Source organism: Pseudomonas sp. Irchel 3A5 (assembly GCF_900187575.1).
Taxonomy (GTDB): Bacteria; Pseudomonadota; Gammaproteobacteria; order Pseudomonadales; family Pseudomonadaceae; genus Aquipseudomonas; species Aquipseudomonas folii.
In genome coordinates this window covers 102,978-128,312 of record NZ_FYDU01000007.1, presented here as the reverse complement: position 1 = coordinate 128,312, position 25,335 = coordinate 102,978, and the positions used below count along the sequence as shown (strand labels likewise).

The window sequence follows — 25,335 nt, the reverse complement described above, 5'->3', positions numbered from 1 at the left end:
GGGCACGAGCAAACTTGGCGGTTCACCTTGTCGTTTCTGGAGTCTGTACTTGCCCTCATCCGTCTCGCTGAGCCCTCAAGGCGCCCGACTGGTCGAAGCGTGCGCACTGAGTCGTATGGATCAAAACAGCGCTGCTTACCTTCTCTACCCGGTGAATTTCACTTTGAGTGGCGGAGACAGAGTCGCCATAACCGGCTCGTCGGGGTCAGGTAAAAGCGTCTTTTTGCGCACGCTGGCGTTACTGGATGCGCCCGGTTCCGGTCAAGTGGTCTGGCACGACCAGCCCGTTCAGGCCGCGCAGATCCCCGGATACCGCAGCAAGGTTTGCTACATTGCCCAGCGCCCTTCCATGATGGAGGGAACAGTTGAAGACAACCTGCGTTTTCCCTATAGCCTGAATATTTTCAAACAACAGAAGTTTGATATCGAAAAGGTCAAAGACCTTCTGCGTCAGGTCGGCAAACCGGAAAACTTCTTGCTGAAAACCGCTGACGACCTTTCCGGAGGCGAGGCGCAGGTGGTTTCACTGATTCGCGCCATTCAACTGGATCCTGAGGTAATGCTGCTGGATGAACCCACGGCTGCGCTGGACCCGCAGTCCTCCAGCCATGTAGAGAAACTGGTCAACACCTGGTTCAACGGTGGCGCGGCGTCCACGCGCGCTTATATCTGGGTCTCGCACGATCTCGATCAGGCGCAACGGATGAGCAATATCAGACTTGAAATGCACGCAGGTGTGCTGACGGCTATGGGTAACACATGAACTATCAAAGCTTGTCAGCTGCGGACATCGCCATCGCCGCGTGCCTGATTCTGATCAACGGGGCGTTATCTCTGGGTTTGAAACTGGGGCTGGAGCGGCAACTGATCTGGGCGTCGGTCCGCACGGTCGTTCAACTGCTTGCCATTGGCTACATCCTCGGCTGGGTGTTCGAGTTTGCCTACTGGTATGTCGTGCTGCCGCTGATGTGCCTGATGACGCTCATCGCCGGTATTTCAGCTGCCGGACGAGGCAAGCGGACCTATGCCGGGCGTCGTGTGGACAGCATCGTTTCAGTGTGGGGCAGCTCGTGGCTGGTGACGGCTATCGGCTTGCTGCTGGTCATTCAGATTCGGCCCTGGTACGAACCGCAATACGCTATTCCAATTCTGGGAATGATCCTGGGTAACACGCTGACCGGCGTGTCGCTGGGTATTGAGCGCATGATGCAGGAACTCTCGTCAGGCCGAAGTCACGTGGAAATGATCCTGGCACTGGGCGGCTCACGCTGGGAAGCCGCTCAAATGGCAGCACGGCAAGCCGTAAGAGCCGGCATGACCCCGACTCTGAATCAGATGAGTGTGGTGGGCATTGTCAGTTTGCCGGGGATGATGACCGGTCAGGTTCTGGCCGGACAATCACCCGCCGAAGCCGTACGCTACCAGATCGTGATCATGTTTCTGATCGCCGCGTCTTCAGCATTGGGAACGGTGTGCGCGGTATTGCTGACCTACCGCCGCCTGTTCTCGGCGGATCACCGTTTCATGATGCATAAGCTGACCAATAGAGTCTGATGGAGACGCACCAGGCTGACAGACCGCCATCGCAGCCTTCGGCAGCTCCTACAGATCAAGCGTTTACTGCACAACTCGAAGCACATGCGGAATTTCAGGCACCACGGTGAAGCGGTGCATCGGGCAGAACACAATAACGGCCTCGCCAACAAGCTGATTTAAGCTCAGCGCCCCAACGCCTGAATGAAGCTGATAAAGGCCCTCAACGGCGCAGGCACATTTCGTCGCCCCGGGTAATAAAGCATTAACCCTGGCTCATCCTGGCACCAATCATTCAGCAACAATTGCAGCTTTCCGTCAGCCAGACTTTGCGCGACAGCCTGCTCCAGGACAAAAGCCACGCCAAGGTCACCTTCGGCAGCTTCTATCATCAGGGCCATGCGGTTGACGGTCAGCGAGCCCGGAACATCCAGTTCGATTCTTTCGCCCTTGCGCTCAAATTCCCAGGCATAGCGCTCGCCTCTGGGCATTCTGATCCGGATACATTTATGCGCCATCAACTCTGCCGGGTGAGCGGGACGACCGTATTGCTGGAGATAGTCCGCAGAAGCCACGGGAACGAAACGTGCCTTGCCGCCAAACGGCACGCCAATCATGTCAATCGGTACACTGCCGCCCAGCCGGATGCCCGCGTCACAGCCATCGGCGACGATGTCCACCGGCCGCTCCTCGTGGCGTAGCTCAAGCTCAATGTCCGGATGAAGCTTCATGAACGATGGCACCACCTCCTTCAACAGATAAAGTGCCGCAGCAAATGGGGTGTTGATGCGCAGCTCACCGCTGATGTTGCCCTCCTGCCGCTGATTGATTTCGTCGACAGCAACGCGGAGCTCACCGAGTACCGGACGAATTCGGGACAGGAAAGCTTCCCCTTCCACCGTCAGCGCGACGCTACGGGTGGTGCGATGGAACAGGCGCAGCTTGAGTGTTAACTCAAGTTCAGTAATTGCGTGGCTGAGACTCGAAGGCGCCATTTCAAGCAATCGAGCGGCGCGGCGGAAGCTGCCAGTGTCCGCGACGGCCAACGCCATGCGCAGGCTTTTCAAGCTAAGGTCATGGATTGATGTCAATTATCGATCAGCCTGTTCGTGATTGATGGTCTATTCAGAACAGCATGCCAGTCCCATCCTTGATTTGAAATCCACAAACAAGTGAGGACATCAACATGCCTGCTTCATGGTTTATTACCGGTGCGAACTCCGGCTTCGGCCGACTCATGACTGAAATACTGCTTGAACGTGGTGACCGGGTCGCTGCCACCTACCGCAGTGATGGCGCGATGGATGATCTGCCGCAACGCTTTCCGGAATCGCTCGTTCCCATTCAACTGGACCTGACCGATAGCGACCGCATCGCCCCGGCCGTCGCTGAGGCATTTCAGGCATTGGGGCGTATCGATATCGTCATCAGCAACGCCGGTTACGGGACCTTCGGGGCTGTGGAAGAGCTTTCCCAGGTGCAGATCAGACGTCAGATCGAGACCAATCTGCTCGGCTCGATCTTTTTCATCCAGGCGCTGTTACCTCACCTGCGTAAACAAGAAAGCGGTCGTGTTCTTCAAGTCAGTTCCGAAGGCGGAAGGATCAGCTATCCGGGCTTCAGCCTGTACCACGCCAGCAAATGGGGACAGGAGGGTTTTATCGAAGCAGTTGCTCAGGAAGTCGCCCACTTCGGCATCGAGATGTGCCTGTTGGAGCCCGGCCCAACGGCCACGAACTTCCTTGCCGGTATTGACAGTGCGCAACCGTCCGCCGCTTATGAACACAGTCCAGTGGGCGAGCTGCGCAATCGCCTTCAGAGTGGCGAGTTCAGCCCTCACATGGGCGACCCGGTCAAGATCGCTCAGCAAATGATCGCCATCGCACAAGCGGATGTACTACCCCTTCGAGTGCCGTTGGGCAGTATTGCCTGGGACAATATCAATACGAAATTGCACGAGCGCCAAGCCCTGTTAAACACCCAGAAAAACGTGGCTTATCGTTGTGATGTCGACATGTAGTATGAATTCCATCAATTCCGACAATCAATGGAAGCATTTGAAATTATTAATGAAATAGCGTCCCCTTGCGAACCGCAATTATCAAGTTGCCTCGCAAGTCTGGAGCTTTCGTTTTGCCCCTCATTTTCAAAGATTTAAAAAATGCGTCGCTCATGTTCTTGTTCAAGCTTGTTTTGACGGGCATCGTTTTCGGGATGATCTGGCTGGACATCGCCGTGTTTGATACTCAGTTGCTGGAGACTTCATTTACTGAAATCTCTCAGGAAATAATGCTGTTCGCCTGCGCCCTGCTCTTCTGGTTTTCACCTGCAAACGACGGCCAGAGGGGCTTCAAGGTTTTGGTTGCAGGCTTCTTTGCCTGTCTGCTGATGAGAGAACTCGACGGTCTTTTTGATCCCATCAGCCACAGCGCCTGGTGCTGGCCATTTCTGCTGATCGCCATCACGTCGCTGACCATTGCCTTCAACTCGACGAATCGTCAGGACACCCTACGAGCCCTGGCTGCCTTCACCAAAACCCCGGCCTTCGGTACGTTGTCCACCGGATTATGCGTGCTGGTGTTTTCCCGGGTATTCGGCATGGGCGCGCTTTGGCATCTGATTCTGGATGACGGTTACGCACGCCAGGCCAAAACGGCTGTGGAAGAAGGGATCGAATTGATGACCTACGCCATGTGGCTGTCAGCGAGTGTCAGTTACTGGCTGCAACAGCGGTCTGTGGCTGCAGATGTTCTAGGCCGAGTAGGTAACTCAAACCTGCAAACAAGCGCTGTCTGATTGCCAGGTTAAATCACAACCCGGACCCCTGCAGGCGCTCACCGAGGTTACGAGGCCAGCGATGGCGGAGTGTCAGACAAACCGTGATCGCTGGCCTCGTAACCTCGGTGAGCGCCTACAGGATCGGGGTGCAACCAGAAAAACTATTGCAGCCAAAATCAAACGCTGTCTGAAACGCCCAACAATTGCTTCGTTGTCGTCATCGACGTCTGCAAAGGCTGACCATCGCGTTGCAGCTTGTTGAGCAGGCTGGCACCCAACCACATTTGATAAAGCGTTTCTGCCAGCTGTCGCGCATCGTGGCCGGGCAGGCACCCTTCGGATTGCCCCTGGCGGATACACGCCGTCAGCCGCGCCACAATTTGCTCGGCACCGTCACGCAAGGTAATACGCATAGACTCGGACAAGTCCGCCACTTCAGCGCTCAACTTGACCACCAGGCACTCATTGCCGCTGAACGGCTCGACACAACGCTGCTGCCATCCAAGCCAGTAATCCATGAGCCGTTCGCGAGGCGTCAACCCTGGCAAGGCAAGGCGTCTGTCCATGTCAGCGAGATAGCCGGCAAAGTAATCTTCCAACAAGGCCTGCCCGTACTGCTCCTTGGATTTGAAGTAGTGGTAGAACGAGCCTTTGGGCACGCCAGCAACTTGCAGGAGCTCACTGAGCCCCACACTGGTGAAGCCCTTCCCCGCCATCATGCGGTGGCCGGTATCGAGCAAATGCTGGCGAGTGTCGTCATAGGTCGGTTTCATGAAGCGCAAAATACCAAAAATTAGACCAGTCGTCTATTTTTTGAACGATCAAGCGAGATACGTGACCAACCTTGTGGAAATGATCTGAAAAAAACTCTAGACGACTGGTCTATTCCGAGTCTAAGCTTTGTCCATCGGTGACCTGACGCGCTGATATTTCAGCTCCCGCGTCGCTTCGCTTCATTGCCAGTCCTTCACCTTCAAGGAGTACCGTATGAAAATTCTGATGGTTCTGACTTCGCACGATCAACTGGGTAACACCGGCAAGAAAACCGGCTTCTGGCTCGAAGAATTTGCTGCTCCCTATTTCGCGTTCAAGGATGCGGGTGCGGACATCACCGTCGTCTCGCCAGCCGGTGGTCAGCCGCCGCTAGATCCGAAAAGCGACGAGCCTGATGCGCAAACCGCTGAGACTGATCGCTTCCGCAAAGACGCTGAGGCTCAACGCGTACTCGCCAACACTGGCCTGCTGTCAGATGTACGCGCTGAAGACTTCGACGCAGTCTTTTACCCAGGTGGCCATGGCCCGTTGTGGGATCTGGCTGTAGACAAGAACTCGATTGCACTGATCGAAGCCTTTGATCGCAGCAACAAGCCTCACGGCTTTGTCTGCCACGCACCTGGTGTGCTGATTAACGTCAAAGGCGCCGATGGCAAGCCACTGGTAAGCAGCCGTAAGGTTACTGGCTTCACCAATTCGGAAGAGGAAGCGGTTGGCCTTACCGACGTGGTGCCGTTCCTGATTGAAGACGAGTTCCAGCGTTTGGGTGGGCAGTATTCCAAGCTAGGCGATTGGCAGGTTTATGTTGTTGAAGATGGTCAGTTGGTCACTGGCCAGAACCCGGCCAGTTCGGCAGCCGTCGCTGAAGCACTGCTGAAAAAATTGGGTTAATCCCCCAGTTTTACATTCCCTGCGACACGATTCCCCGTGGACGCTGCGCCTGACGGCAAAGCGTCCATTATTTTTAGATTAGAAATAGTCGACTGGTCTAATAAACACTGAGACCGTTCAACGTCGAACAAGGCAGATCAATGAGCAATTCAGTCAAAAACAGCAATTTCTTCACCCCGACCCAACTGGGACATCACACCCTCAAAAACCGTATTGTCCTGCCACCCCTCACCCGGCAGCGCAGCACTCAGCCTGGCAACGTCGCCAACGAGCTCATGGCGCAGTACTACAGCCAGCGCGCAGGTGCGGGATTTCTGGTCACCGAAGGCACGCAAATCGAACCGCGCGGTCAGGGTTATGCCTGGACGCCGGGTATCTATACACCCGAGCAAATCGCTGGCTGGCGCAAGGTGACGGAGGCGGTGCATGCAGAAGGCGGCGTGATCTTCGCCCAGCTGTGGCATGTCGGCCGGGTGTCTCACACCGCGCTGCAACCGAATGGCGAAGCCCCCGTATCGGCCTCGGCCATTGCAGCGGACCAGGTGAAAGTGTTTATCGAAACCGCGCCGGGCGCAGGTGAACTGGTCAAACCTTCTGTACCGAGGGCACTGACCACTGATGAAGTTCAGGAGCTTGTTCAGCTCTACATTCAGGCGGCACGCAATGCGATGGAGGCCGGCTTCGATGGCATCGAACTGCATTGCGCCAATGGCTATCTGGTCAACCAATTCATTTCTGCTCACAGCAATCATCGCGAAGATCAGTACGGCGGCTCGCTTGATAATCGCCTGCGTTTCCTGCGTGAGATCGTTGCGGGTGTCGCCGAATGCATTGGCAAAGAGAAGGTCGGCGTACGTTTTGCACCTCTGTTCACGACGACGGATGAAGACCGCACTTATCTGGGGTTGGTCGAGGAAGATCCGCACACCACGTACATCGAAGCCATCAGGATTCTGGAGAACGCCGGTATCGCTTATCTCTCCATCGCCGAAGCCGATTGGGATAACGCGCCAGCCATGCCGGAAGCATTTCGTCGTGACGTGAGAAGCACCTTCAGCGGAGCCATCATGTATGCCGGAAAATACACGGCACAAAGCGGCTCAGCGCTGCTGGATTCAGGCTTGGCGGACCTTGTTGCGTACGGCCGCCCATTCATTGCCAATCCAGACCTGCCAGCCCGGATCGCCAATGACTGGCCGTGGAATCCGATCAATCCAGCCACCGTGTATGGCGGCGATGCCGAAGGTTATGTGGATTACCCGCTGTATGCGCAGTAATCGGTCAGGTATGTAACAGATACCCCGAGTTGATCTTATTGCGAGCAAGCTCGGCTCCGACTGGGTCTGCGCCATGGCGCAATGTCGTGGGACCGGCTTCAGCCGGGAAAAGGTCAGGACAGTCACTGAAAATGTGTCGTCAGAGATATCGCTTTCCCGGCTAAAGCCGGTCCCACGTCAACTCGCGGACAAACATAGAACTTCCCACAAATTCAACTGAACTCGCAGAACTGCCCGCTTCAGCCTGCTACGTCCTCAAGCGAGCCAGCAAAACCTGCAGCGGATGGAGCACCGTTGTGCCCTCCTGACGTTTGACCTGACTGCGGCACGAATAACCGTCAGCCACAACACGTCCGGACTGGTTGAATTTCTGGATCAACAGCTTCCATGATTGCCCGTAGATGATGTTCGACGTGGCAGCGTTTCGTGTTTCGTGACCGTAAGTCCCCGACATTCCGCAACAGCCGCTGGCCTGGACCTGCAGCTTCAGGCCCGCGCGCTCAAAAATCTTCTGCCACAGGCCGATGCTACCGGGTTCGTTGGTTTTCTCGGTGCAGTGCGGCAGGAAATGATAAGGCTCCGCCTCCTTCAACGCCTCGCTTTGCGGCAGCGCATTGATCAGCCACTCCTGCGCCAGCAGCACCAACGGAGCCTTATCGACATCCAGCGTTTTAGCGTACTCCTGGCGGTAAACCAGAGTCATGGCGGGGTCCAGCCCCACCAACGGCACGTCATACTGCTGAAGATTGAACAGCGACTGGCCATTAAAGCTGGCAGCCTTTTCAAACGCTTTGAGAAAACCCTGCACTTGCAGCGGCTTGCCATTGGGCGCGTAAGGTGCGAGATAAACCTTGTAGCCAAGCCTTGAGATCAGCTCTACCCAATCCGCCAGTAACGGGGTTTCGAAGAACCGGGTAAACGCGTCCTGGACGAGAATCACACTTTTCGCCCGCTGCGCATCCGAAAGCACGGAGAGGCGCTGCGGGGTGGCGACTTCGACGTTCCAGCGTCGGCACACTGCGGTGAAGTCCACCAGACTCAGCAACGGGCTGTCGACCATCCCCGCGATGCGCTCAAGCCCCCACCGAACAGGGCGAGCACTCATGACGAAATTATAAAGTCGCGGCATTCTGGCGATGTAAGGAACGGTGTATTCCAGAGAGCCGATCAGATAGTCCTTGAGCGGCCGCAGATAGCGGGTGTGATAAAGCTCAAGAAAACGCGAGCGGAACTCGGGCACGTTCACCTTCACGGGGCATTGCCCGGCACAGGATTTACACGCCAGGCAACCCGCCATCGCGTCGTAAACCTCATGGGAAAAATCGTCCTGCCCGAGCTTTTGCCTGACGGTGTTAACGGCTCGCCGGGCGATGTTCTGCGTCGCGCCCGAGGCCGCCGCCAATACATCAACATCCTGCGCGCCCTGTAACCGAAGCCATTCCCGGAGCAGCGAGGCACGGCCTTTGGGCGAGTGAATACGATTGCGCGTGGCCTTCCAGGAAGGACACATGGCGTCATCGGGATCGAAGTTGTAGCACGCGCCATTGCCGTTGCAGTGAAGCGCGGCGTCATAGCTCTGCCAGACACGCTCATCGATCGTGCGGTCCAGCTCGCCACGCAACCGGACTTCGTCAACCAACGTCAATTTCGCGGTTGGCACGGTACCGGGTGTAGCGATTTTGCCCGGATTGAGCTGGTTGTGCGGGTCGAACGCCGCTTTCAGCGCTTGCAATGCTGGGTAAAGCGCACCGAAGTAGTCAGGCACATATTGCGAGCGTAAGCCCTTGCCATGCTCGCCCCACAACAGGCCGCCATGCTTTTGCGTCAGCGCCGCGACCGCATCGGAAATCGGCCGGATCAGCGCGGCCTGAACCGGATCTTTCATGTCCAGAATCGGCCGAACATGCAGCACGCCCGCATCGACGTGACCGAACATTCCGTATTGCAGGTTGTGGCTGTCCAGCAGCGCCCGGAACTCCTGAATGAAATCAGCGAGGTTTTCAGGCGGGACCGCAGTGTCTTCGACAAAAGGCTGCGGTCTTGCCTCGCCCTTGACGTTACCGAGCAAGCCCACCGCTCGTTTGCGCATGGCATAGATACGTTTGAGCGCATCAGCGCCTATCGCAAGGGTGTGGCCAAGGCGCACCACCGACAGGTCGCGCTGCAAGTGCAAAACGAAATCGTGGACTTTCTGCTGGACGACCTCTTCGTCATCACCGCTGAACTCGATGATGTTGATGCCAAGGGTCGGCGTGTCGGGATTTTCCGGGAAGTACTCGGCGACGCCGTGCCAGACGATGTCTTTCATCGCCAGCATCAGTACTTTCGAGTCGACGGTTTCAATGGAAAGCGGCTTCATTTCCATCAACGCTTTTGCGTCACGCAAGGCATCCATGAAGCCGGCGTAGCGCACATTCACCAGAATCGAATATTTGGGGATCGGCAGGACGTTGAGTTTGGCTTCAACGATAAACCCGAGCGAGCCTTCGGAACCGCAAAGCACACTGTTCAGATTGAAGCGACCGTCGGCCTCGCGCAGGTGCGCCAGGTCGTATCCGGTCAGGCAGCGGTTCAGTTTCGGGAACGTGCTTTCAATCAGTTCGGCCTGGGTGTCGACAATATCCAGTGCACAGCGATAAACCTCGCCGATGCGGTCAGTCCGGTTAGCGAACGCCTGCAATTGTTCGGCATCAACCGACAGACTGTCGAGGCGATGGCCACCCAGCATGACCGTAGAAAGCTCAAGCACATGGTCGCGGGTCTTGCCATAGGTGCAACTGCCCTGCCCGCTCGCATCGGTGTTGATCATGCCGCCAATGGTGGCTCGATTCGAGGTTGAAAGCTCCGGCGCAAAAAACAGCCCGTGAGGCTTGAGCGCGGCGTTCAGCTGATCCTTGACCACGCCGCTCTGCACTTTGACCCAGCGCTCCTCGACATTGATCTCAAGGATATTGTTCAAGTGCCGCGACAGGTCGACGACCACACCATCCGTCAGCGACTGGCCGTTGGTGCCTGTACCGCCGCCACGAGGCGTAAGCACTACCGAACTGTGCTCAGGTTCAGCGACCAGCCGCGAAACAATCGCAACGTCCTGCTCATCCAGCGGAAACACCGCGGCCTGGGGCAGCCGCTGATAAATGGAGTTGTCCGTTGCCAACACAGTCCGGCCGCCATAATCACGCGCAATCTCCCCTCGAAAGCCCGCCGCTCCAAGGGCATCAAGAAAGGCTTCATACGTCGTGCTTTGGGCAACTGCCGGGGACAAACGGGCGATCATATGGAATTCCTGCAGGCTAAGAAGCTAATCTATGCATTCACGTTGCGTATGCTCGGCTTCACGGGCACAGAGCATCAGATTCTGTTTTTTGTTAATTTTTACGCCTCTCAGCTTTTGTCACAAGCGTAATTCCTGCTGATTTTGCATGAGCTTTATGAATGAACCCCAGAAGACTGACCCCATCAATGTCGCTGCTGATTGCTTTCGAAGCTGCAGCTCGACATGGCAGTTTCACCAAAGCCGCAGAAGAGCTGACGCTGACCCAGAGTGCGGTCAGTCGACAGGTGCAGACGCTGGAGGCCCAACTTGAAGTCGAGCTGTTCAGGCGAGACGGGCGCAAGATCGAACTGACCGCCGCAGGCGCGCTGTATCAGCATGAATTGGCTGCTGCGCTAGGCCGCATTCGTAGCGCGACCCTGCAAACCATTTCATACAAGAATGACGGCGGTCCTTTGAATCTGGCGGTGCTGCCTACGTTGGGCTCAAAGTGGCTGCTGCCGCGCATGCATGAGTTCTATGCCAAACACCCTGGAATACTGGTGCACATCCACTCCAGGATTATTCAGGCGGAAACCCAGCCCACGACTCACGACATGGACGCAATCATCTGTGTAGGTTCGGGGGAATGGCCCGGCTATATTTCGCATAAGCTGCTCAGCGAAAAACTTGTGGTGGTCGCCAGCCCGGCTGCACTACCCGGGTTTCGGCTAATGACGCCTGCGAACGTTGCCGAGCATGCACTGCTCAACGTAGTGTCGAGACCCAACGCTTGGTCTGACTGGTTTGACAGCCATGATGTCGATCACCGAAACATGAGATCCGGCCCGAGCTTCGAACTCACCGCGCATCTGATTCAGGCGGTATCGGCGGGCATCGGGATCGGGCTGGTGCCTGAGATTCTCGTGCAGGATGAGCTCAAGAGCGGCGAACTGGTTGCGCTGTTTGACGCCATGGACAGCGGCCGCAGTTACTACCTTGTCTACGCAACCCGCTATCAGCATCTGCCGTCGTTGAACGCGTTCAGCACCTGGCTACTGTCGTTGCCGTTTCCTGACAAGTAAAAACACAGTCTGTGAGTGAATGCATTTATTGCAGGAGCTGCCGAAGGCTGCGAAGCATTTGCCGCCATCGCAGCCTTCGGCAGCTCCTACAAGTGAACATGTCTCAGACTACAAATCCAACAAGCGGTCGGCGATTAATCCCGATGCAACGCTCTCCACCGAACCAATCAAAAATACTGGCCCCATTCCATCCCATCGAACCGTCACGGTCCCGCCATCACATTCAACCTCGACTGTATTGTCCAGCAGGCCACGACGTATTCCGTTAACGGCCGCGCCGCACGCGCACGAACCCGAGCCCAGAGGAATACCTCCGCCCCGCTCCCAGATACGTAGCCGGATGTGCTTGCGGTTAATAATCTGAACGAAATGCACGTTCGTCTTGAGCGGAAACAAGTCATTGGTTTCAAGAGCCGGACCGATTTTCGCAATATCAACATCGGCCAGGTCATCGACAAAGTAAGTGCAGTGCGGATTGCCCATGCTGCAGGCTGTCGGGCGACCGGCCAGTGGCAGCACTACCGAATCCAGCTCCAGAGCCAGGGGGATGTCTGCCCAGCTAAAGAGGGGTTTGCCCATGTCCACCGCGATATCGCCGGTCGACGCTCGCTCGCACGCCAACAAGCCGCGATTGGTCCTTAACGTTACAGACGTGACGCCCGCTTCGCGCATCAACAGATCCGCAACACCCCGAGTGGCGCTCCCGCACGCATCCAAGGGAGAGCCGTCCGCATTCCAGAATATCAAGCGCGCCGCAGCATCATCACAATCAAGCAGCACCGCGAGCTGATTGAAACCGAGCCCTCGATTCCGGTCGCCCAATCGACGGGCGATATCACTGGTGAACGGGTTGGGGGCGTTTCGCGTGTCTACAATGACGAAGTCATCGCCATTGGCATGCATTTTATGAAAACCAAGCGGCATCACTGGATCCTGCAACAAGACGTGGAGATGATGTTTAAAGCGTATTAGTCCACCACAAACAACCTGGCACCGGTAGTGGTGAACGAGCGATGCCCTTCGGCGTCATTACTGACCTGATAGCTCATCCCGGCAGTGAGCACGAATTGGCGACCATCCTCAAGCTCTGTGTGCAATTCACCCTCAAGGCACAGCAGGATATGGCCTCTCCAACACCAGTGATCAGCCAGATAACCGGGGCTGTATTCCACCATACGAACGCGGACCGCACCAAACTGACAGGTGCGCCAATAAGCAGTACCGGTTTCACCGGCATGTTCTACGGGTTCGATTGTCGACCAGTCGGTTGTGCCGAATGGAAAAGCGGTGAGTTCAATCATGGCTGGTTCCAGACAAGAGGGATGCAAACCGTATCAGCCTGAAGGAATGGCTGACAGATACAGATTGCTTGTAGTCGCGGGATACAGCGCGCCTCAGTGACTGCGGCAAGCGCCGTAAGTAGGCTGCCGCGCAATACGGCCCCCCTTCAGACAGCATTACAACAAGGCGGAGTCGTACTGAAACATGAAAGCGCCCTCTTGAAGCACAAACGACTTAGCATGGCAGCCGTATCCAGCTGAAACTCATCATCAATGGCGAGTTGCTTCATTTATGACGCCGCCGGTTCTGCCCCTCCTACTCTGGTAAACTCCACCCTTCATCGCCGTGATCAGCGACGACTGACACCGTCCAGAATTGGTACAGATACGTTGAACACCATGTCGCCCGAAGCTTTCAACAATATTCGCACTACATCCCCTGAACCCTCACGCCGCTTCAGCGTCGCTCCGATGATGGACTGGACTGACCGCCACTGCCGCTTCTTCCTGCGCCTCCTCTCAAAGAACGCCCTGCTCTACACCGAAATGGTCACCACTGGTGCGTTGCTCAACGCTGACCCGCATCGCTTTCTCCAGCACGACGAGGCGGAGCATCCGCTGGCGTTGCAGTTGGGGGGCAGTGTTCCGGCGGATCTGGCGGCGTGTGCGCGGATGGCTGAGGCGGTGGGTTATGACGAGGTCAATTTGAATGTGGGCTGTCCGAGTGATCGGGTGCAGAACAATATGATTGGTGCGGTACTCATGGCGCATCCGCAGTTGGTGGCGGATTGCGTCAAGGCGATGCGTGATGCGGTATCGATTCCGGTGACGGTCAAGCATCGGATCGGGATCAATGGCCGCGACAGTTATGAGCAGTTGTGTGAGTTCGTCGGTACGGTTCGCGACGCGGGCTGCACCAGTTTTACGGTGCATGCGCGGATTGCGATTCTTGAGGGCCTGTCGCCCAAGGAAAACCGTGATATCCCGCCGCTGCGTTATGACGTTGCCGCGCAGTTGAAGCGTGATTTTCCCGATCTGGAAATCATCCTCAATGGCGGGATCAAGACGCTCGAACAATGCCAGGAACACTTGCAGGTGTTCGACGGCGTAATGTTGGGCCGCGAGGCGTATCACAATCCGTATTTACTGGCCGAGGTCGATCAGCAGTTGTTCGGCAGTCAGGCACCGGTAATTTCCCGGGCTGAGGCGCTGGCAGCAATGCGTCCGTACATTGCCGCGCACATTCAGAGCGGCGGCTCCATGCATCATGTCACCCGCCATGTGCTGGGCCTCGGTACGGGGTTCCCCGGCGCAAGACGCTTCAGGCAGTTGCTGTCGGTGGACATCCACAAGACTCAGGATCCGCTGGCGCTACTGGATCAGGCGGCCGGGCTACTGGAAGGTCGCTGAAAGCAGGGAACAAGCACGGCGGATCGCGCTCCAACCAGTCTGGATCGAGTTTTCGCCCGCCCGGGCAACAGGCCGCCCTGTTCTGGCGCGGCGTTATGCTTTGCGCCCTTGAGTGGGCGGCACCGCTCGGGTAATGTCACCTAACCGCACAGGACAGAGCACGCTCATGACTTCCAAGCTGGATCAACTCAAAGCATTTACCACCGTTGTTGCCGACACCGGCGATTTCGCAGCCATCGAAAAGCTCAAGCCGGTCGATGCGACCACTAACCCTTCTCTGCTGCTCAAGGCCGGTTCAAGCGACAGCAATGCTGATCGCCTCAAGGCAGCCTTCAGCGGCGCCAATGGCGATATCGGTCTGGCATCTGATCGTTTTGCCGTCGCTATCTGCCAGGAAATCCTCAAAGTCGTTCCTGGCCGCGTTTCGACTGAAGTCGATGCCCGCCTCTCCTTCGACACCAACGGCTGCATCGAGCGCGCCCAGCGCCTGATCGACATGTACGAGTCGGCCGGCGTCAGCAAGGATCGCATCCTGATCAAGCTGGCCTCCACCTGGGAAGGCATCCGCGCGGCCGAAGTGCTGGAAAAGAAAGGCATCCAGTGCAACCTGACGCTGCTGTTTTCTTTCGCCCAGGCCCAGGCGTGTGCCGATGCTGGCGTATTCCTGATTTCGCCGTTCGTAGGTCGTATCTACGACTGGTACAAGAAGGCTGAAGGCAAGGACTTTGTAGGCGCGGAAGACCCGGGCGTGAAGTCTGTGACCCGCATCTATAACTACTACAAGGCCAATGACTACAAAACCGTGGTCATGGGTGCCAGCTTCCGTAACCTGAGCCAGATCGAGCAATTGGCCGGTTGTGACCGCCTGACCATCAGCCCGGATCTGCTGCAGAAGCTCGCAGAAGATACTGGCACGCTGGAACGCAAACTGGCACCGGGCAATGGCGGCGAGCCACGCGTAACGCTGAATGAAAGCCAGTTCCGCTGGGCGTCCAACGAAGATGCAATGGCGACCGAAAAACTGGCGGAAGGCATTCGCCAGTTCGCACGCGATCAGGAAAAACTGGAAGCGTTGCTAAGCGCCAAGGTCTGATCTAAACGCGAGAAAAAAAGGGCGGCATCCTCACGGGTGCCGCCCTTTTTGCTATGTATCGTTCAGCCTTTGATCAATGGCGCTCGAGGGCATTGACCAGATCATGGAAGGCTTCGCGATTGGAGTCATTGAGCCCCATGAGTATCTTGTGCGCTTCCAACACCTTGGCCTTGACCACTTCCTCGCACTGGTCCTGGGACGGCAGGTCCGTCAGGCACTCAGGGCACGGGATCGGCCGGTCAACGATATTGAATACCTGATCGAAACCCATCGACTGTAAAAGCCGGGTAATGTCTTCATGGGTGGTGACCAGCGTTGGCAACAACCCTACCTTTTGACGCGACAGGATAGACAGCTTGGCCAGCAAGCCGAGTGTGGTGCTGTCTATGCTGCGGGTTTCGGTCAGATCAATCACTACCGTTGAAAAATTCAGCGCAGTGAAGATCCGCTCAATCGTCGCATCCAAAGCCGAACATAACGTCAGACGCACTTCCCCAACAAACTTGAGGACAAACGTGCCTTCCTGCTCGGCGAACTGGATTCTACCGGTACTCATTCAAGGTTCCTGCTCAACACTAACAAGGCGATATCATCCGGCATCTCCCCTAGCGTGGCCAATCCAAAAGTCTGGCGCAAGCCATCCAGGCTGCCGCCCGCCGCCTTTACCAGTTCAGGTAACGCGGCTTCTTTCTCTTTGAGTGTATCACCGGGAAGCAGGTCCAGAATGCCATCAGACAACAGGGTCAGACTAAACGACTCGGGCAAGTCGATCACATGATCCTGATAGGTGGCTTCGTTGAAAAGCCCTACCGGCAGACCACGACCTTCCAGATAGCGTGCTTCACCCGGTGTATACAGCACAGGCAACGGCAGATGACCGCCGACTGCGTACGTCAGTTGCCCCGACTCCTCGTCAATCACACCGCCGACCATCGTTACATGCTTGCCCAGCTTGCAACTGATCAGACCGCGGTTGATATGGCCGAGAACATCAGAAGGCTTGAATTCCGGTAGCGTACCACCGCGCTTGGATTCGAACAGCAACCGCGTGGTCATGAACTTGAGCAACACGGTGATGAACGCGGACGAAGCACCATGACCGGAGACATCTGCGAGATAGAACGCCACCCGGCGCTCGTCAACGCGGAAGTAATCAACGAAATCACCCGACAGGTAGAGCGAGGGGATGATTTCATGAGCGAAATGGAACTGATCGATCGACCACGGGCTGATCGGCAGCATGTTCATCTGCACCTGGCGACCGGCATCCTGGTCTTCCTGAAGCAGATGCAGGCTGGCTTCCAGCTCACGGTTTGCCGTTTCCAGCTTCTTGCGATATTGCTGGTTTTCCTGCAGCAGACGCGCACGATCAAGCGCACGACGCACTGAGTGCTCCAGCACGGCCAGATCTTCCAGAGGCTTGATGAGGTAATCGGCAGCCCCCAGACGGAGCGCCTCGACAGCGTCATTCATGACGCCAGCACCCGACACCACGATCACAGGCGTTTCCGGCGCGATGGCCGTCACCTGACGAATCAGCTCAAGCCCGCCCATTTGCGGCATGCGCAAATCGCAGATCACCAGATCAGGCTTGTCCTGTTCGAATATCTGTATGCCCTCCAAGCCATTATTCGCTTGCAGGACGCTGAAGCCACTGTCTTCCAAATAGGCGGCAAGGCTCGCTCGCACTACTTCGTCGTCATCGATTATCAGCAGCGTGGCACTGGTTTTCTGCATGTGGGCAAACGGCGCCAGATAAGGTTGGCGTAGGCACCCCGGTTCACGGGTCTGCGTACTGGATTCGCTTCTAGCCACTCTGACCGCACGACCGGACTTATGATCCCGTCAGTGGCGTTTCAGAGGTGCCCTTCAAGGCGCAGACGGTACTCCCATCCGACGGGCGTTTCAAGCACGCGCCGGTGCCGACATTGCGTCTTTACACGGCAAATCGCTCAGAGTTATAAGAACCCTGAATTCAGCAATGGAAATGAAGGACTGGACATGAGTCTAAATGATCGAAGCTACGAGGAGAAACGAGACTTCATCCGGATGCGCGTGGAGGCTGACATCAGCTTGATCTACGCAGGCCAGATCATCCCGGCTGTATGCATTGATTTATCGAGCTCCGGGATGCAGGTACAGGCACCCAGAACCTTCAAGGTTGGCGAAAAACTGAGCGTGAGAATCGATTCTGACCATGCAGCCCTCACAGGCCTTGAGGCAGAAACAGAGGTTGTATGGGTCACTGACGAAGCTGATGGCGGACAGAAACTGGGCCTGACCATCATCAAGATGAGCTGAGATCCGGCGGAACTGGTTCACAAATGGTAAAAAATAAAGGCGACCACAGGTCGCCTTTATACATTCAGCGGATTGCGATCAGAAATCGTCAACCACCTGACCATCCTTGACGCGGAACTCGCGGTTCTGCAGATACGCGTTTCGGATGAAGATGTACTTGTCGCCATTGATCAGCCGCTCGGCCGACAACAGGCTGGCGCGAGTATCCACCAGGTTGATGCCCAGCGCAGTGTTACGGGTGGGCACGTGATCAATGTAGCGGTACGGCGAGGTGTAGGTGTCCGGGTACTTGGCGACAGCGTCACGCACAGTGCTCGGACCAAACAATGGCAGCACTACGTACGGACCGCTTTGTACGCCCCAGTAACCCAGCGTCTGACCGAAGTCTTCGTCACTGCGCTGCAGGCCCATCTTGGTGCCGACATCAATGAAGCCCAGCAGGCCGAAGGTGGTGTTAAAGATCAGGCGTGCAGTATCAACACCCGCTGCCGCCGGTTTAGCCTGCAGCACGTTGTTGGCGAGGTTTCCGACATCACCGATGTTGTTGAAGAAATTATGCACGCCGTCTTCAACGAATTGTGGAGCAATGAATTGATAGCCCTGAGCGATAGGCTTGAGCGCATAGGTATCAATGGTGTCATTGAAGCGGAAAGTGAGCCGGTTGACGCTTTCCCACGGATCTTCCTCAGCGGCCTGCGCGACCACTGGAACCAGCGCCATACCGGCACAAACACAAAGCTGAGCAAGACGATTGAACACACCTGCACCGGTCACGGGCATAGCTGAAACTCCTGGTATAAGTAATGAAGCGGGCGCTACGCCCCCACACGTCAAGGCGAGGAGTATAAGGCCATATGACAGGAATTAGGCAGCACCTTGGTCATTCAAGTCTGTAAGACCGGTGAAACACCTGTAAACACCATCACCGGACATTCATCTTACTGTCACAAATGACCCGTAGCGTTCAGCGTTATTTCAGAGATATCGCCATGCTCGCGCCTGTGACAGCTCCCCTGCCCGCTTTTACCGCCGTTCTTTTTGGTCTCAGTGGCTGCCTGGTGGACTTTGGCGCCCAAGCGCGTAATGCGTCCGGGCTGAGTGATGAACACTCGCTGCCCACGCCTGGCGCCTTGAAAGCATTACAGAGGCTGCACCAGCAGGCGGTGCCTTGTGCGTGGCTGGACGAATTGCCCAGCGACCTTACACATACGCTGGCTCAACCATTGAGCCATCTGATTCGTGCCACCCCTGCCGCCCAGGCACAGTGGCCCGCCCCTCATGCTTGCTGGCAGGCGCTTATGGAGCTGAACGTCAGTCAACTGGACGGCTGTGTCCTCGTCAGCGGCGAGCCACGCTTGCTGCAGGCCGGTCTGAATGCCGGACTATGGACAGTAGGCCTCGCATCGTGCGGTTCACTGTGCGGCCTGTCTCCTTCGCAATGGCATGCCCTGACCGATGCAGAGCGCGAATACCGCCGGGGCCAGGCGACGTTGGAGCTTTACGCCCTGGGCGTGCATTCGGCGATTGATCATCTGGGCGAACTGGAGTCCTGTCTGGCAGATATCGCGCTGCGCCGGACCAAGGGAGAGAAGCCCTGACCCTGACATGAAATTTTCGGGTGCACCCCTCATGCCGAGTCGCAGGACCGGCTTTAGCCACGAGGGCAACAGGATTGGACGCGCGATTTGAAGGCAACCCGCACCAGAGTAGATTAGTCTTGTCACATACCCATTAAGAACCTTTGGCCCCGGGCCGGGGTCCATGGGACAGACTTATCAAAGAAGGAGCACGTCATGCCTGCCCGCGAACTGCAAGAACAACTCAATACCCTGCGCGAGCAACTGGAGCAGAACCCGCCGCTCAACCCAGAGGAGCGCGCCGACCTGGAAACACTGGCGCAGCAGATTCAGTCACAGATCGAACTGGAGTCCGCCACTCAGGACCCGAGCCTGGCCGATGGCGTCAATCTTGCCGTCGAGCGCTTCGAGCTTGAACACCCAGGTATCGCAGGCACTTTGCGTAATATCGTCGTGACCCTGGGCAATATCGGTATCTGATGTCTTAAGACGTCAAACCGAGCCGCCTGCCGCCAAGTAGCAAAAAGCCCGTCAATGACGGGCTTTTTGTTGCCTACTGCCGGGCCAGTCTACGATTATCCGGGCTGATCGACTCAGTGCTGCGATACGGATTGATATCCAGCCCGCCACGACGCACGTAACGCGCATAGACGGTCAATTTCTCCGGCTTGAGCAAGCGCTGCAAATCGAGAAATATCCGCTCGACACATTGCTCATGGAAATCCGAATGCTGGCGGAAACTGACGATGTACGCCAGCAGGCTCGCGGGATCCAGCTCGGCGCCGCGGTACTCCACTGCTACGCTGCCCCAGTCCGGCTGGCTGGTCACCGGGCAATTGGACTTGAGCAAGTGGCTGTGGAGGCTTTGTTCGACAACACGGGAATCATCGCAACGCAGCAGTTCTGGCTGCGGTCGGTCGTAGCTATTGATGCTCACATCAAGCTCGTCGATACACAGGCCCGGCATCGTCGCCACGCCTTCGCCTTCAATATCCGCCAGAGTGCGGATACGCACACCTACTGGCTTACCCGCCGCCGCCGACAGGTCTTTGACCAGCGTCGCGGTCAGGTCGGCGCGATCAGCAAACGCCGTCTGATTAAGCGAGTTGAGGTACAGCTTGAATGACTTCGACTCGATGATATTCGGTGAATCAGCCGGAATGCTGAACTCGGCGATGGCCACCACCGGCTTGCCGGATGGCAGCAGCCAGGACAGCTCGTAGCAATTCCAGAAGTCCACACCTTGATACGGTAACGTCTCGGCAGTCAGACCCAACTCGGCCCATTTGGCGGCACGCGGGATCGGGAACAACAGAGACGGCGTGTAAGTGGCGATGTATTCGCTGGACTTGCCTAGCGGCGAATGTTCGGCTGCGGGGTGCATGAAAGTACCTGAATCACATAAAGCTGACGGAATAAGCGCCAAGTTTATAGGGTTTGCGCCGAGCTTTCAGCGGCTAGTCGGTAATTGTCAGTTTGCCGACCATACCGGCCTGATAGTGCCCAGGCAGATTGCAGGCGAACTCCAGATTGCTGGCCTTGGCAAAGGTCCACGTCAGTTCGGTGGTTTTGCCCGGCTCTACCAGCACACTGTTCGGATCATCGTGCTTCATTTCCATGGAGCCATGGCCCATGTCGTGATGCGCCATGCCGGTCGGCGTCAGCATGCCGCTCTGTTGCATCTTGATCATTTCCTGTTGATGGCTGGCGTGCATCGCCGCATCCCCCAGGTTGAACTCATGCAGCAACTGGCCTTTGTTGATCAGCACGAAGCGCACCGTCTCACCCGCCTTTACCTGCACCGCTTTAGGGTCGAAATACATATCCCCCAATACCAGTTCGATAGTGCGCGAAGCCTGGGCGGCAGGCGCAGCATGTCCGAACGTGAGGACTGGAGCTGGCGAAGCGAGCAATGGCTGGCTGAGTGTCAGCAGCGCAGCAATCAGTGTGAAGCGGGCAATAGAGGGCATGGTGTTCTCCAGAGTGGCGACGAACAATGGCTGAAGTTAATGCAATGAATTACCGGGCCTGACGAACAGATCAAGTCAGGCCCAGACCATCAATCACTCATACCGCAATGCATGCGCCGGCTGAATCTGCGCCGCGCGCCAGGCTGGGTAAAGCGTTGCCAGGAAGCTCAGGATAAAGCCTGCGCTGCAGATCAGCACCACATCGCCCGCTTGCAGCTCGGAAGGCAGATTGCTGATGAAGTACACATCAGAGCTGAAGATGTGCTGACCACTGACCCGCTCTATCCAACCCACAAGGCTGCTGACGTTGATAGCAGCAATGATCCCAAGCACACCACCAATGATCGTCCCGACGATACCGATGACCGTCCCCTGGACCATGAAGATGGTCATGATCTGTCCAGGGGTCGCGCCGATGGTACGCAGGATCGCAATGTCTGCACCCTTGTCGTTTACCACCATGATCAGGGTGGCAATGATGTTGAATGCCGCGACGGCGACGATCATCAGCAACAACAAGCCGATCATGGTCTTCTCCATCTTCATCGCGCTGAACAGACTGCCCTGGGTGTGGGTCCAGTCATCGGCGCGATAATCTGCTCCCAGGCCTCCGGCAATCGCTTTCGAGACTTCAGGCGCTTTGTAAAGATCCTTCAGGGCCAGACGCACGCCTTGCACCTGATCAGGCTGCCAACGCTTTATCTGCGCAGCGTCTGCGACGTTGATCAAAGCCATGGAGCCGTCGAGCTCGGCACCCACCTTGAAAATACCGACCACCGTCAGACGTTGCAGGCGTGGCGTAATACCGCCCGGTGCGCTGCTGACTTCCGGCACAATCAGGGTCAGCTTGTCGCCGACATTCAGACGAAAACGACGAGCGCTCAACTCGCCCAACACGACACCAAACTCGCCTGCCTTGAGATCTTCCAGCTTGCCTTGCACGATGTGCCGGGTGACGATCGACACCTCGTGCTCCAGCGCCGGATCGACGCCACTGATCTGAATCGGCTGCATCGCGCCCTTGTAGGAGAGCATCCCGTCCATTTCGGTGAACGGCACAGCGGCGGTGACTTGCGGATTTTTCAGCGAAGCGTCGGCAACCGGCTTCCAGTTATCCAGCGGCTTGACGCCCGCGATCACTGCATGGGGCACCATGCCGAGAATGCGCGAGCTCATTTCCCGCTGAAAACCGTTCATCACAGACAGCACCACAATCATCGCGAGCACGCCGAGCGCCAACCCGATCATCGACGTCATTGAAATGAACGAGATGAAATGGTTGCGGCGCTTGGCACGTGTGTAGCGCGCGCCAATAAATATTGATAACGGTCGAAACATTCGTATAGCACCGTGGGAAAGATTGCCGCAAAAATGAAACCCCGGCGCGATCGATTGCGCCGGGTTGGACAGGTCAGGCTTCTACCAGACGACCGCCTTCCAGGCGCCATACTCGATCCATCTGTCTGGCCAGATTCATGTCATGGGTCACCACCAGAAACGCAGTACGCGACGAGGTGCTCAGCTCCAGCATCAGGTCCTGAATACCTTGCGCAGTGTGGTGATCGAGGTTACCCGTCGGCTCATCAAGCATTACCAGGCCCGGCTGGTTGACCAGAGCCCTGGCGATCGCTACCCGCTGACGCTCGCCGCCGGACAATTCAGAAGGTTTGTGAGCCAGACGATGTCCCAGCCCTACCCGCTCGAGCAACGCGGTGGCACGCTGACGAGCCTCCGGGATTGCAGTCTTGCCAATCAGCAGCGGCATGCAGACGTTTTCCAGCGCAGTGAATTCCGGCAACAAATGGTGGAACTGATAAACGAAGCCCAGCGCCCGATTACGCAGCAGGCCTCGGGCCTTTTCACCCAAGGCGGAAAGCTCTTCGCCAGCCAGCCAGACACTGCCTTCGGAAGGTGTATCCAGACCGCCCAACAGGTTGAGCAAGGTACTTTTGCCAGAGCCTGAACTGCCGACAATCGCCACGCGCTCGCCCGGAAACAACTCCAGCTGCAAACCCGACAGAACCACTACCGACTCAGGGCCTTCCTCATAGGATTTGCCCAGGTTACGGCAACTCAATACTGCTTTATCACTCATGCCCGACTCACTCATAACGTAACGCCTCCGCCGGTTGGGTACGCGCTGCGCGCCAGGCCGGATACAGGGTGGCGAGGAAACTCAGGACCAATGCCGCGCCGCAGACCATCAACACATCTTCGGCCATCAATTGCGATGGCAAGTAGTCGATAAAGTACACATCGGCATTGAGAAACTTGTGGCCGATCAGGCCTTCCAGCAGGGAAATAGCAGCACTGACGTTGAGCGCTGCGATAATCCCCACGACAGCACCGATGAACGTGCCGACCACACCTATCACTATGCCCTGGACCATGAAAATCGCCATGATCTGCCCGGGCGTGGAGCCCAGAGTGCGCAGGATCGCGATATCGCCTTTCTTGTCGTTGACCACCATCACCAGCGTTGAAATGATGTTGAACGCCGCCACGGCCACAATCAGCAAAAGCAGCAGCCCGATCATGGCTTTTTCCATGCGGATCGCCTGATACAGGTTGCCATGGGTGCGGGTCCAGTCACGGGAATAGTAGTTGTGCTCGCCAAGGGTCTGGGCGATTTGATAAGAAGTGCGAGGTGCCTCGAACAGGTCCTCGAATTTCAGGCGCAGCCCCTGCACTTCGTTGGCTTTCCAGCGATGCAGGCGCCCCAGATCGTCGATATTGGTCAACCCAAGGTAGCCATCCAGTTCACCGGCCCCCACGTGAAAAATGCCCGTCACGGTAAAGCGCTTCATGCGCGGGAACATCCCCGCAGGCGTCACCGTCACTTCAGGGGCAACGAACGTCACCTTGTCACCAACGCCAACCCCAAGCTTGGTGGCAGCCTTGTCGCCGATCACGATGCCGAAGTCACCGGCAGCCAGATCATCCAGCTTCCCCTGCTTCATGAAGTTATCGATGATAGAAACTTTCCGCTCTTGCGCCGGGTCGATGCCATTAAGCAGGACCTTTTGCACGTTGCCGTTATTGGTCAGCAAGCCCTGCATCTGGGTAAACGGGGCAACGGCCAGCACCTGAGGGTTTTGCCTGACCTTGTCAGCCACACCCTGCCAGTTGCCGATCGGCTCACCGGCTTCGATGGTGGCGTGCGGGACCATGCCGAGTACGCGAGTACGCATTTCATGATCGAAACCATTCATGACCGATAACACGACTATCATCACCACTACGCCCAGGGCGAGACCGATCATGGAAGTCAGGGAAATAAAGGAGACGAAATGATTACGGCGTTTTGCACGGGTGTAACGCGTGCCTATGAATACAAAAAGAGGTCTGAACATTTAGGGACTTGTTCGGAGGAATGGGAACGTCCTTGTGGCGGGCCTGAGCAGGCAGCTTTACACTCGAAATCACTCTGAGCACTGCGAGCAACCACTATGACCATCGCCGCTACCATGGGTTCGCCATGTCGACATTAGATGAAGAAGAACGCCGCGAATACTACCGTATCGAGGACAGCGTCGCACTGGAAATTAACCTGTTATCCAGTACCGACGAGACGGGGCACCAGGCCATGCGCGAGACCTCGGCCCTCTTCGAGCTGCTCAGCGAGCTGCACATTGCCGAGTTCGAATCCCAACATCTTTTACGCCAGCTGGACGACCGCGACCGGGTGGTGAACAGCCTGATGCAATCGTTCGGCAAGCGCATTGAGCTGCTTGGCCGGGTGGTGGCGCAAACCACGCTGGGCAAGCTGGGCGCCCCGCAACCCGTGACGATTTCCGAAGGTGGCGTGCAGTTTCAAAGCGCCACAAGCTTTGCCGTCGATGCCCAGCTATCGATAAAAATGGTCTTGATGCCGCAGGCGTCAGCACTGATGCTGCACGCCAAAGTGACCCATTGCGACATCCTGCTAGATGGCCAATTCGAGATCGGCACCGAGTTCATCGACCTGCCGGACTCGCAACGACAGCTGCTGGCCCGATACATTTTGCAACGACAAGCTGCTATACGGCGTCAGGCGCTTGAGTCGAAAGAGGCGCAATAACCTGTCTTCGGTAGGAGCGAACTTGTTCGCGAGGCGATGTGTCAGGCAAGACG

Annotated in this window: 26 protein-coding genes; 13 read left to right on the top strand and 13 right to left on the bottom strand. The window is 56.7% G+C overall.

Going from position 1 to position 25,335, the window contains the following annotated elements:
* The first annotated feature begins 115 nt into the window (after positions 1-115).
* Positions 116-763, top strand: coding sequence for an ATP-binding cassette domain-containing protein (locus CKW31_RS13265; RefSeq protein WP_095095486.1), 648 nt, complete (start codon positions 116-118; stop codon positions 761-763).
* A complete protein-coding gene (fetB, locus tag CKW31_RS13260) occupies positions 760-1,554 on the top strand; it encodes an iron export ABC transporter permease subunit FetB (RefSeq protein ID WP_095095483.1) in 795 nt (264 codons plus the stop codon). The genes CKW31_RS13265 and fetB overlap by 4 nt, the downstream gene beginning before the upstream one ends.
* Positions 1,555-1,718: 164 nt before the next feature.
* Here the strand turns inward: fetB and CKW31_RS13255 are convergent, their stop codons facing one another.
* Positions 1,719-2,600, bottom strand: a complete 882-nt coding sequence (locus CKW31_RS13255; RefSeq protein WP_256582602.1) for a LysR family transcriptional regulator — start codon at positions 2,598-2,600, stop codon at positions 1,719-1,721.
* 119 nt (positions 2,601-2,719) lie between these two features.
* Between CKW31_RS13255 and CKW31_RS13250 the strand changes: the two genes are divergently transcribed.
* Complete coding sequence (locus CKW31_RS13250; RefSeq protein WP_095095479.1) at positions 2,720-3,553, top strand: SDR family oxidoreductase; 834 nt, start codon at positions 2,720-2,722, stop codon at positions 3,551-3,553.
* Positions 3,554-3,705: 152 nt separating this feature from the next.
* Entirely contained in the window at positions 3,706-4,329 is a 624-nt protein-coding gene (locus CKW31_RS13245; protein ID WP_095095478.1) for a hypothetical protein, read from the top strand.
* Positions 4,330-4,487: 158 nt separating this feature from the next.
* Here the strand turns inward: CKW31_RS13245 and CKW31_RS13240 are convergent, their stop codons facing one another.
* Positions 4,488-5,084 (bottom strand): TetR/AcrR family transcriptional regulator, encoded by a 597-nt coding sequence (locus tag CKW31_RS13240; RefSeq protein ID WP_095095475.1) that lies wholly within the window; start codon positions 5,082-5,084, stop codon positions 4,488-4,490.
* Between the two features lie 214 nt (positions 5,085-5,298).
* On the opposite strand from CKW31_RS13240, the gene CKW31_RS13235 reads away from it, so the two are divergent.
* Both CKW31_RS13235 and CKW31_RS13230 read left to right on the top strand, forming a co-directional pair.
* Positions 5,299-5,976: a type 1 glutamine amidotransferase domain-containing protein gene (locus tag CKW31_RS13235; RefSeq protein WP_095095472.1), complete on the top strand. Its 678-nt coding sequence runs from the start codon at positions 5,299-5,301 to the stop codon at positions 5,974-5,976.
* A gap of 140 nt (positions 5,977-6,116) precedes the next feature.
* Positions 6,117-7,253, top strand: coding sequence for an alkene reductase (locus tag CKW31_RS13230; protein WP_095095469.1), 1,137 nt, complete (start codon positions 6,117-6,119; stop codon positions 7,251-7,253).
* A gap of 247 nt (positions 7,254-7,500) precedes the next feature.
* Here the strand turns inward: CKW31_RS13230 and CKW31_RS13225 are convergent, their stop codons facing one another.
* Positions 7,501-10,530, bottom strand: coding sequence for an FAD-binding and (Fe-S)-binding domain-containing protein (locus CKW31_RS13225; RefSeq protein WP_095095466.1), 3,030 nt, complete (start codon positions 10,528-10,530; stop codon positions 7,501-7,503).
* 158 nt (positions 10,531-10,688) lie between these two features.
* Here CKW31_RS13225 and CKW31_RS13220 point away from each other — a divergent pair, with 158 nt between their 5' ends.
* Positions 10,689-11,591, top strand: a complete 903-nt coding sequence (locus CKW31_RS13220) for a LysR substrate-binding domain-containing protein (RefSeq protein WP_095095464.1) — start codon at positions 10,689-10,691, stop codon at positions 11,589-11,591.
* A gap of 108 nt (positions 11,592-11,699) precedes the next feature.
* Here CKW31_RS13220 and dapF read toward each other — a convergent pair whose 3' ends face one another.
* Positions 11,700-12,515, bottom strand: a complete 816-nt coding sequence (dapF, locus tag CKW31_RS13215) for a diaminopimelate epimerase (protein ID WP_095095461.1) — start codon at positions 12,513-12,515, stop codon at positions 11,700-11,702.
* 44 nt (positions 12,516-12,559) lie between these two features.
* On the bottom strand, positions 12,560-12,889 hold the full coding sequence (locus CKW31_RS13210) for a DHCW motif cupin fold protein (protein WP_027898278.1): 330 nt from the start codon (positions 12,887-12,889) through the stop codon (positions 12,560-12,562).
* A gap of 381 nt (positions 12,890-13,270) precedes the next feature.
* On the opposite strand from CKW31_RS13210, the gene dusA reads away from it, so the two are divergent.
* Both dusA and tal read left to right on the top strand, forming a co-directional pair.
* The gene (gene dusA / locus CKW31_RS13205) at positions 13,271-14,281 is read left to right on the top strand and encodes a tRNA dihydrouridine(20/20a) synthase DusA (RefSeq protein WP_095095459.1); all 1,011 of its coding nucleotides are present in this window, start codon (positions 13,271-13,273) and stop codon (positions 14,279-14,281) included.
* A gap of 166 nt (positions 14,282-14,447) precedes the next feature.
* Positions 14,448-15,374 (top strand): transaldolase, encoded by a 927-nt coding sequence (gene tal, locus CKW31_RS13200; RefSeq protein WP_095095457.1) that lies wholly within the window; start codon positions 14,448-14,450, stop codon positions 15,372-15,374.
* A 73-nt stretch (positions 15,375-15,447) separates the two neighbouring features.
* Here tal and rssC read toward each other — a convergent pair whose 3' ends face one another.
* Together rssC and rssB are read right to left on the bottom strand one after the other, a co-directional pair.
* Positions 15,448-15,930, bottom strand: coding sequence for an anti-sigma factor antagonist RssC (gene rssC / locus CKW31_RS13195; protein ID WP_027898268.1), 483 nt, complete (start codon positions 15,928-15,930; stop codon positions 15,448-15,450).
* Positions 15,927-17,111, bottom strand: coding sequence for a two-component system response regulator RssB (gene rssB / locus CKW31_RS13190; protein WP_095095454.1), 1,185 nt, complete (start codon positions 17,109-17,111; stop codon positions 15,927-15,929). The genes rssC and rssB overlap by 4 nt, the downstream gene beginning before the upstream one ends.
* Before the next feature lie 264 nt (positions 17,112-17,375).
* Between rssB and CKW31_RS13185 the strand changes: the two genes are divergently transcribed.
* Positions 17,376-17,675 (top strand): PilZ domain-containing protein, encoded by a 300-nt coding sequence (locus CKW31_RS13185; protein ID WP_095095451.1) that lies wholly within the window; start codon positions 17,376-17,378, stop codon positions 17,673-17,675.
* Between the two features lie 78 nt (positions 17,676-17,753).
* Here CKW31_RS13185 and CKW31_RS13180 read toward each other — a convergent pair whose 3' ends face one another.
* A complete protein-coding gene (locus CKW31_RS13180; RefSeq protein WP_095095448.1) occupies positions 17,754-18,455 on the bottom strand; it encodes a VacJ family lipoprotein in 702 nt (233 codons plus the stop codon).
* 209 nt (positions 18,456-18,664) lie between these two features.
* Here CKW31_RS13180 and CKW31_RS13175 point away from each other — a divergent pair, with 209 nt between their 5' ends.
* Positions 18,665-19,273 (top strand): phosphatase, encoded by a 609-nt coding sequence (locus CKW31_RS13175; RefSeq protein WP_095096044.1) that lies wholly within the window; start codon positions 18,665-18,667, stop codon positions 19,271-19,273.
* 195 nt (positions 19,274-19,468) lie between these two features.
* Positions 19,469-19,732, top strand: a complete 264-nt coding sequence (locus tag CKW31_RS13170; protein WP_095095445.1) for a DUF4404 family protein — start codon at positions 19,469-19,471, stop codon at positions 19,730-19,732.
* Between the two features lie 73 nt (positions 19,733-19,805).
* Here the strand turns inward: CKW31_RS13170 and queF are convergent, their stop codons facing one another.
* The 5 genes from queF to CKW31_RS13145 all read right to left on the bottom strand — a co-directional run bounded on the left by queF (position 19,806) and on the right by CKW31_RS13145 (position 24,575).
* Positions 19,806-20,636: an NADPH-dependent 7-cyano-7-deazaguanine reductase QueF gene (gene queF / locus CKW31_RS13165; RefSeq protein ID WP_095095442.1), complete on the bottom strand. Its 831-nt coding sequence runs from the start codon at positions 20,634-20,636 to the stop codon at positions 19,806-19,808.
* Positions 20,637-20,709: 73 nt separating this feature from the next.
* Entirely contained in the window at positions 20,710-21,222 is a 513-nt protein-coding gene (locus tag CKW31_RS13160) for a plastocyanin/azurin family copper-binding protein (RefSeq protein WP_095095439.1), read from the bottom strand.
* A 93-nt stretch (positions 21,223-21,315) separates the two neighbouring features.
* Positions 21,316-22,560, bottom strand: a complete 1,245-nt coding sequence (locus tag CKW31_RS13155) for a lipoprotein-releasing ABC transporter permease subunit (protein WP_095095436.1) — start codon at positions 22,558-22,560, stop codon at positions 21,316-21,318.
* A gap of 73 nt (positions 22,561-22,633) precedes the next feature.
* The gene (lolD, locus tag CKW31_RS13150; RefSeq protein WP_176469878.1) at positions 22,634-23,317 is read right to left on the bottom strand and encodes a lipoprotein-releasing ABC transporter ATP-binding protein LolD; all 684 of its coding nucleotides are present in this window, start codon (positions 23,315-23,317) and stop codon (positions 22,634-22,636) included.
* Between the two features lie 7 nt (positions 23,318-23,324).
* Positions 23,325-24,575: a lipoprotein-releasing ABC transporter permease subunit gene (locus CKW31_RS13145; protein ID WP_095095433.1), complete on the bottom strand. Its 1,251-nt coding sequence runs from the start codon at positions 24,573-24,575 to the stop codon at positions 23,325-23,327.
* A gap of 125 nt (positions 24,576-24,700) precedes the next feature.
* On the opposite strand from CKW31_RS13145, the gene CKW31_RS13140 reads away from it, so the two are divergent.
* Positions 24,701-25,282, top strand: coding sequence for a PilZ domain-containing protein (locus CKW31_RS13140; RefSeq protein WP_095095430.1), 582 nt, complete (start codon positions 24,701-24,703; stop codon positions 25,280-25,282).
* The last annotated feature ends 53 nt before the right edge of the window (positions 25,283-25,335 follow it).

What these genes read in the sequence shown, in the direction of transcription:
- CKW31_RS13145 (WP_095095433.1), bottom strand. Translation starts at nt 24,575, where the DNA reads ATGTTCAGACCTCTTTTTGTATTCATAGGCACGCGTTACACCCGTGCA.
- CKW31_RS13220 (WP_095095464.1), top strand. Translation starts at nt 10,689, where the DNA reads ATGAACCCCAGAAGACTGACCCCATCAATGTCGCTGCTGATTGCTTTC.
- tal (WP_095095457.1), top strand. Translation starts at nt 14,448, where the DNA reads ATGACTTCCAAGCTGGATCAACTCAAAGCATTTACCACCGTTGTTGCC.
- CKW31_RS13175 (WP_095096044.1), top strand. Translation starts at nt 18,665, where the DNA reads ATGCTCGCGCCTGTGACAGCTCCCCTGCCCGCTTTTACCGCCGTTCTT.
- CKW31_RS13265 (WP_095095486.1), top strand. Translation starts at nt 116, where the DNA reads ATGGATCAAAACAGCGCTGCTTACCTTCTCTACCCGGTGAATTTCACT.
- dusA (WP_095095459.1), top strand. Translation starts at nt 13,271, where the DNA reads ATGTCGCCCGAAGCTTTCAACAATATTCGCACTACATCCCCTGAACCC.
- CKW31_RS13185 (WP_095095451.1), top strand. Translation starts at nt 17,376, where the DNA reads ATGAGTCTAAATGATCGAAGCTACGAGGAGAAACGAGACTTCATCCGG.
- CKW31_RS13170 (WP_095095445.1), top strand. Translation starts at nt 19,469, where the DNA reads ATGCCTGCCCGCGAACTGCAAGAACAACTCAATACCCTGCGCGAGCAA.
- lolD (WP_176469878.1), bottom strand. Translation starts at nt 23,317, where the DNA reads ATGAGTGATAAAGCAGTATTGAGTTGCCGTAACCTGGGCAAATCCTAT.
- CKW31_RS13245 (WP_095095478.1), top strand. Translation starts at nt 3,706, where the DNA reads ATGTTCTTGTTCAAGCTTGTTTTGACGGGCATCGTTTTCGGGATGATC.
- dapF (WP_095095461.1), bottom strand. Translation starts at nt 12,515, where the DNA reads ATGCCGCTTGGTTTTCATAAAATGCATGCCAATGGCGATGACTTCGTC.
- rssC (WP_027898268.1), bottom strand. Translation starts at nt 15,930, where the DNA reads ATGAGTACCGGTAGAATCCAGTTCGCCGAGCAGGAAGGCACGTTTGTC.
- CKW31_RS13250 (WP_095095479.1), top strand. Translation starts at nt 2,720, where the DNA reads ATGCCTGCTTCATGGTTTATTACCGGTGCGAACTCCGGCTTCGGCCGA.
- CKW31_RS13160 (WP_095095439.1), bottom strand. Translation starts at nt 21,222, where the DNA reads ATGCCCTCTATTGCCCGCTTCACACTGATTGCTGCGCTGCTGACACTC.
- CKW31_RS13180 (WP_095095448.1), bottom strand. Translation starts at nt 18,455, where the DNA reads ATGCCCGTGACCGGTGCAGGTGTGTTCAATCGTCTTGCTCAGCTTTGT.
- CKW31_RS13155 (WP_095095436.1), bottom strand. Translation starts at nt 22,560, where the DNA reads ATGTTTCGACCGTTATCAATATTTATTGGCGCGCGCTACACACGTGCC.
- CKW31_RS13235 (WP_095095472.1), top strand. Translation starts at nt 5,299, where the DNA reads ATGAAAATTCTGATGGTTCTGACTTCGCACGATCAACTGGGTAACACC.
- fetB (WP_095095483.1), top strand. Translation starts at nt 760, where the DNA reads ATGAACTATCAAAGCTTGTCAGCTGCGGACATCGCCATCGCCGCGTGC.
- CKW31_RS13230 (WP_095095469.1), top strand. Translation starts at nt 6,117, where the DNA reads ATGAGCAATTCAGTCAAAAACAGCAATTTCTTCACCCCGACCCAACTG.
- queF (WP_095095442.1), bottom strand. Translation starts at nt 20,636, where the DNA reads ATGCACCCCGCAGCCGAACATTCGCCGCTAGGCAAGTCCAGCGAATAC.
- CKW31_RS13225 (WP_095095466.1), bottom strand. Translation starts at nt 10,530, where the DNA reads ATGATCGCCCGTTTGTCCCCGGCAGTTGCCCAAAGCACGACGTATGAA.
- rssB (WP_095095454.1), bottom strand. Translation starts at nt 17,111, where the DNA reads ATGCAGAAAACCAGTGCCACGCTGCTGATAATCGATGACGACGAAGTA.
- CKW31_RS13240 (WP_095095475.1), bottom strand. Translation starts at nt 5,084, where the DNA reads ATGAAACCGACCTATGACGACACTCGCCAGCATTTGCTCGATACCGGC.
- CKW31_RS13140 (WP_095095430.1), top strand. Translation starts at nt 24,701, where the DNA reads ATGTCGACATTAGATGAAGAAGAACGCCGCGAATACTACCGTATCGAG.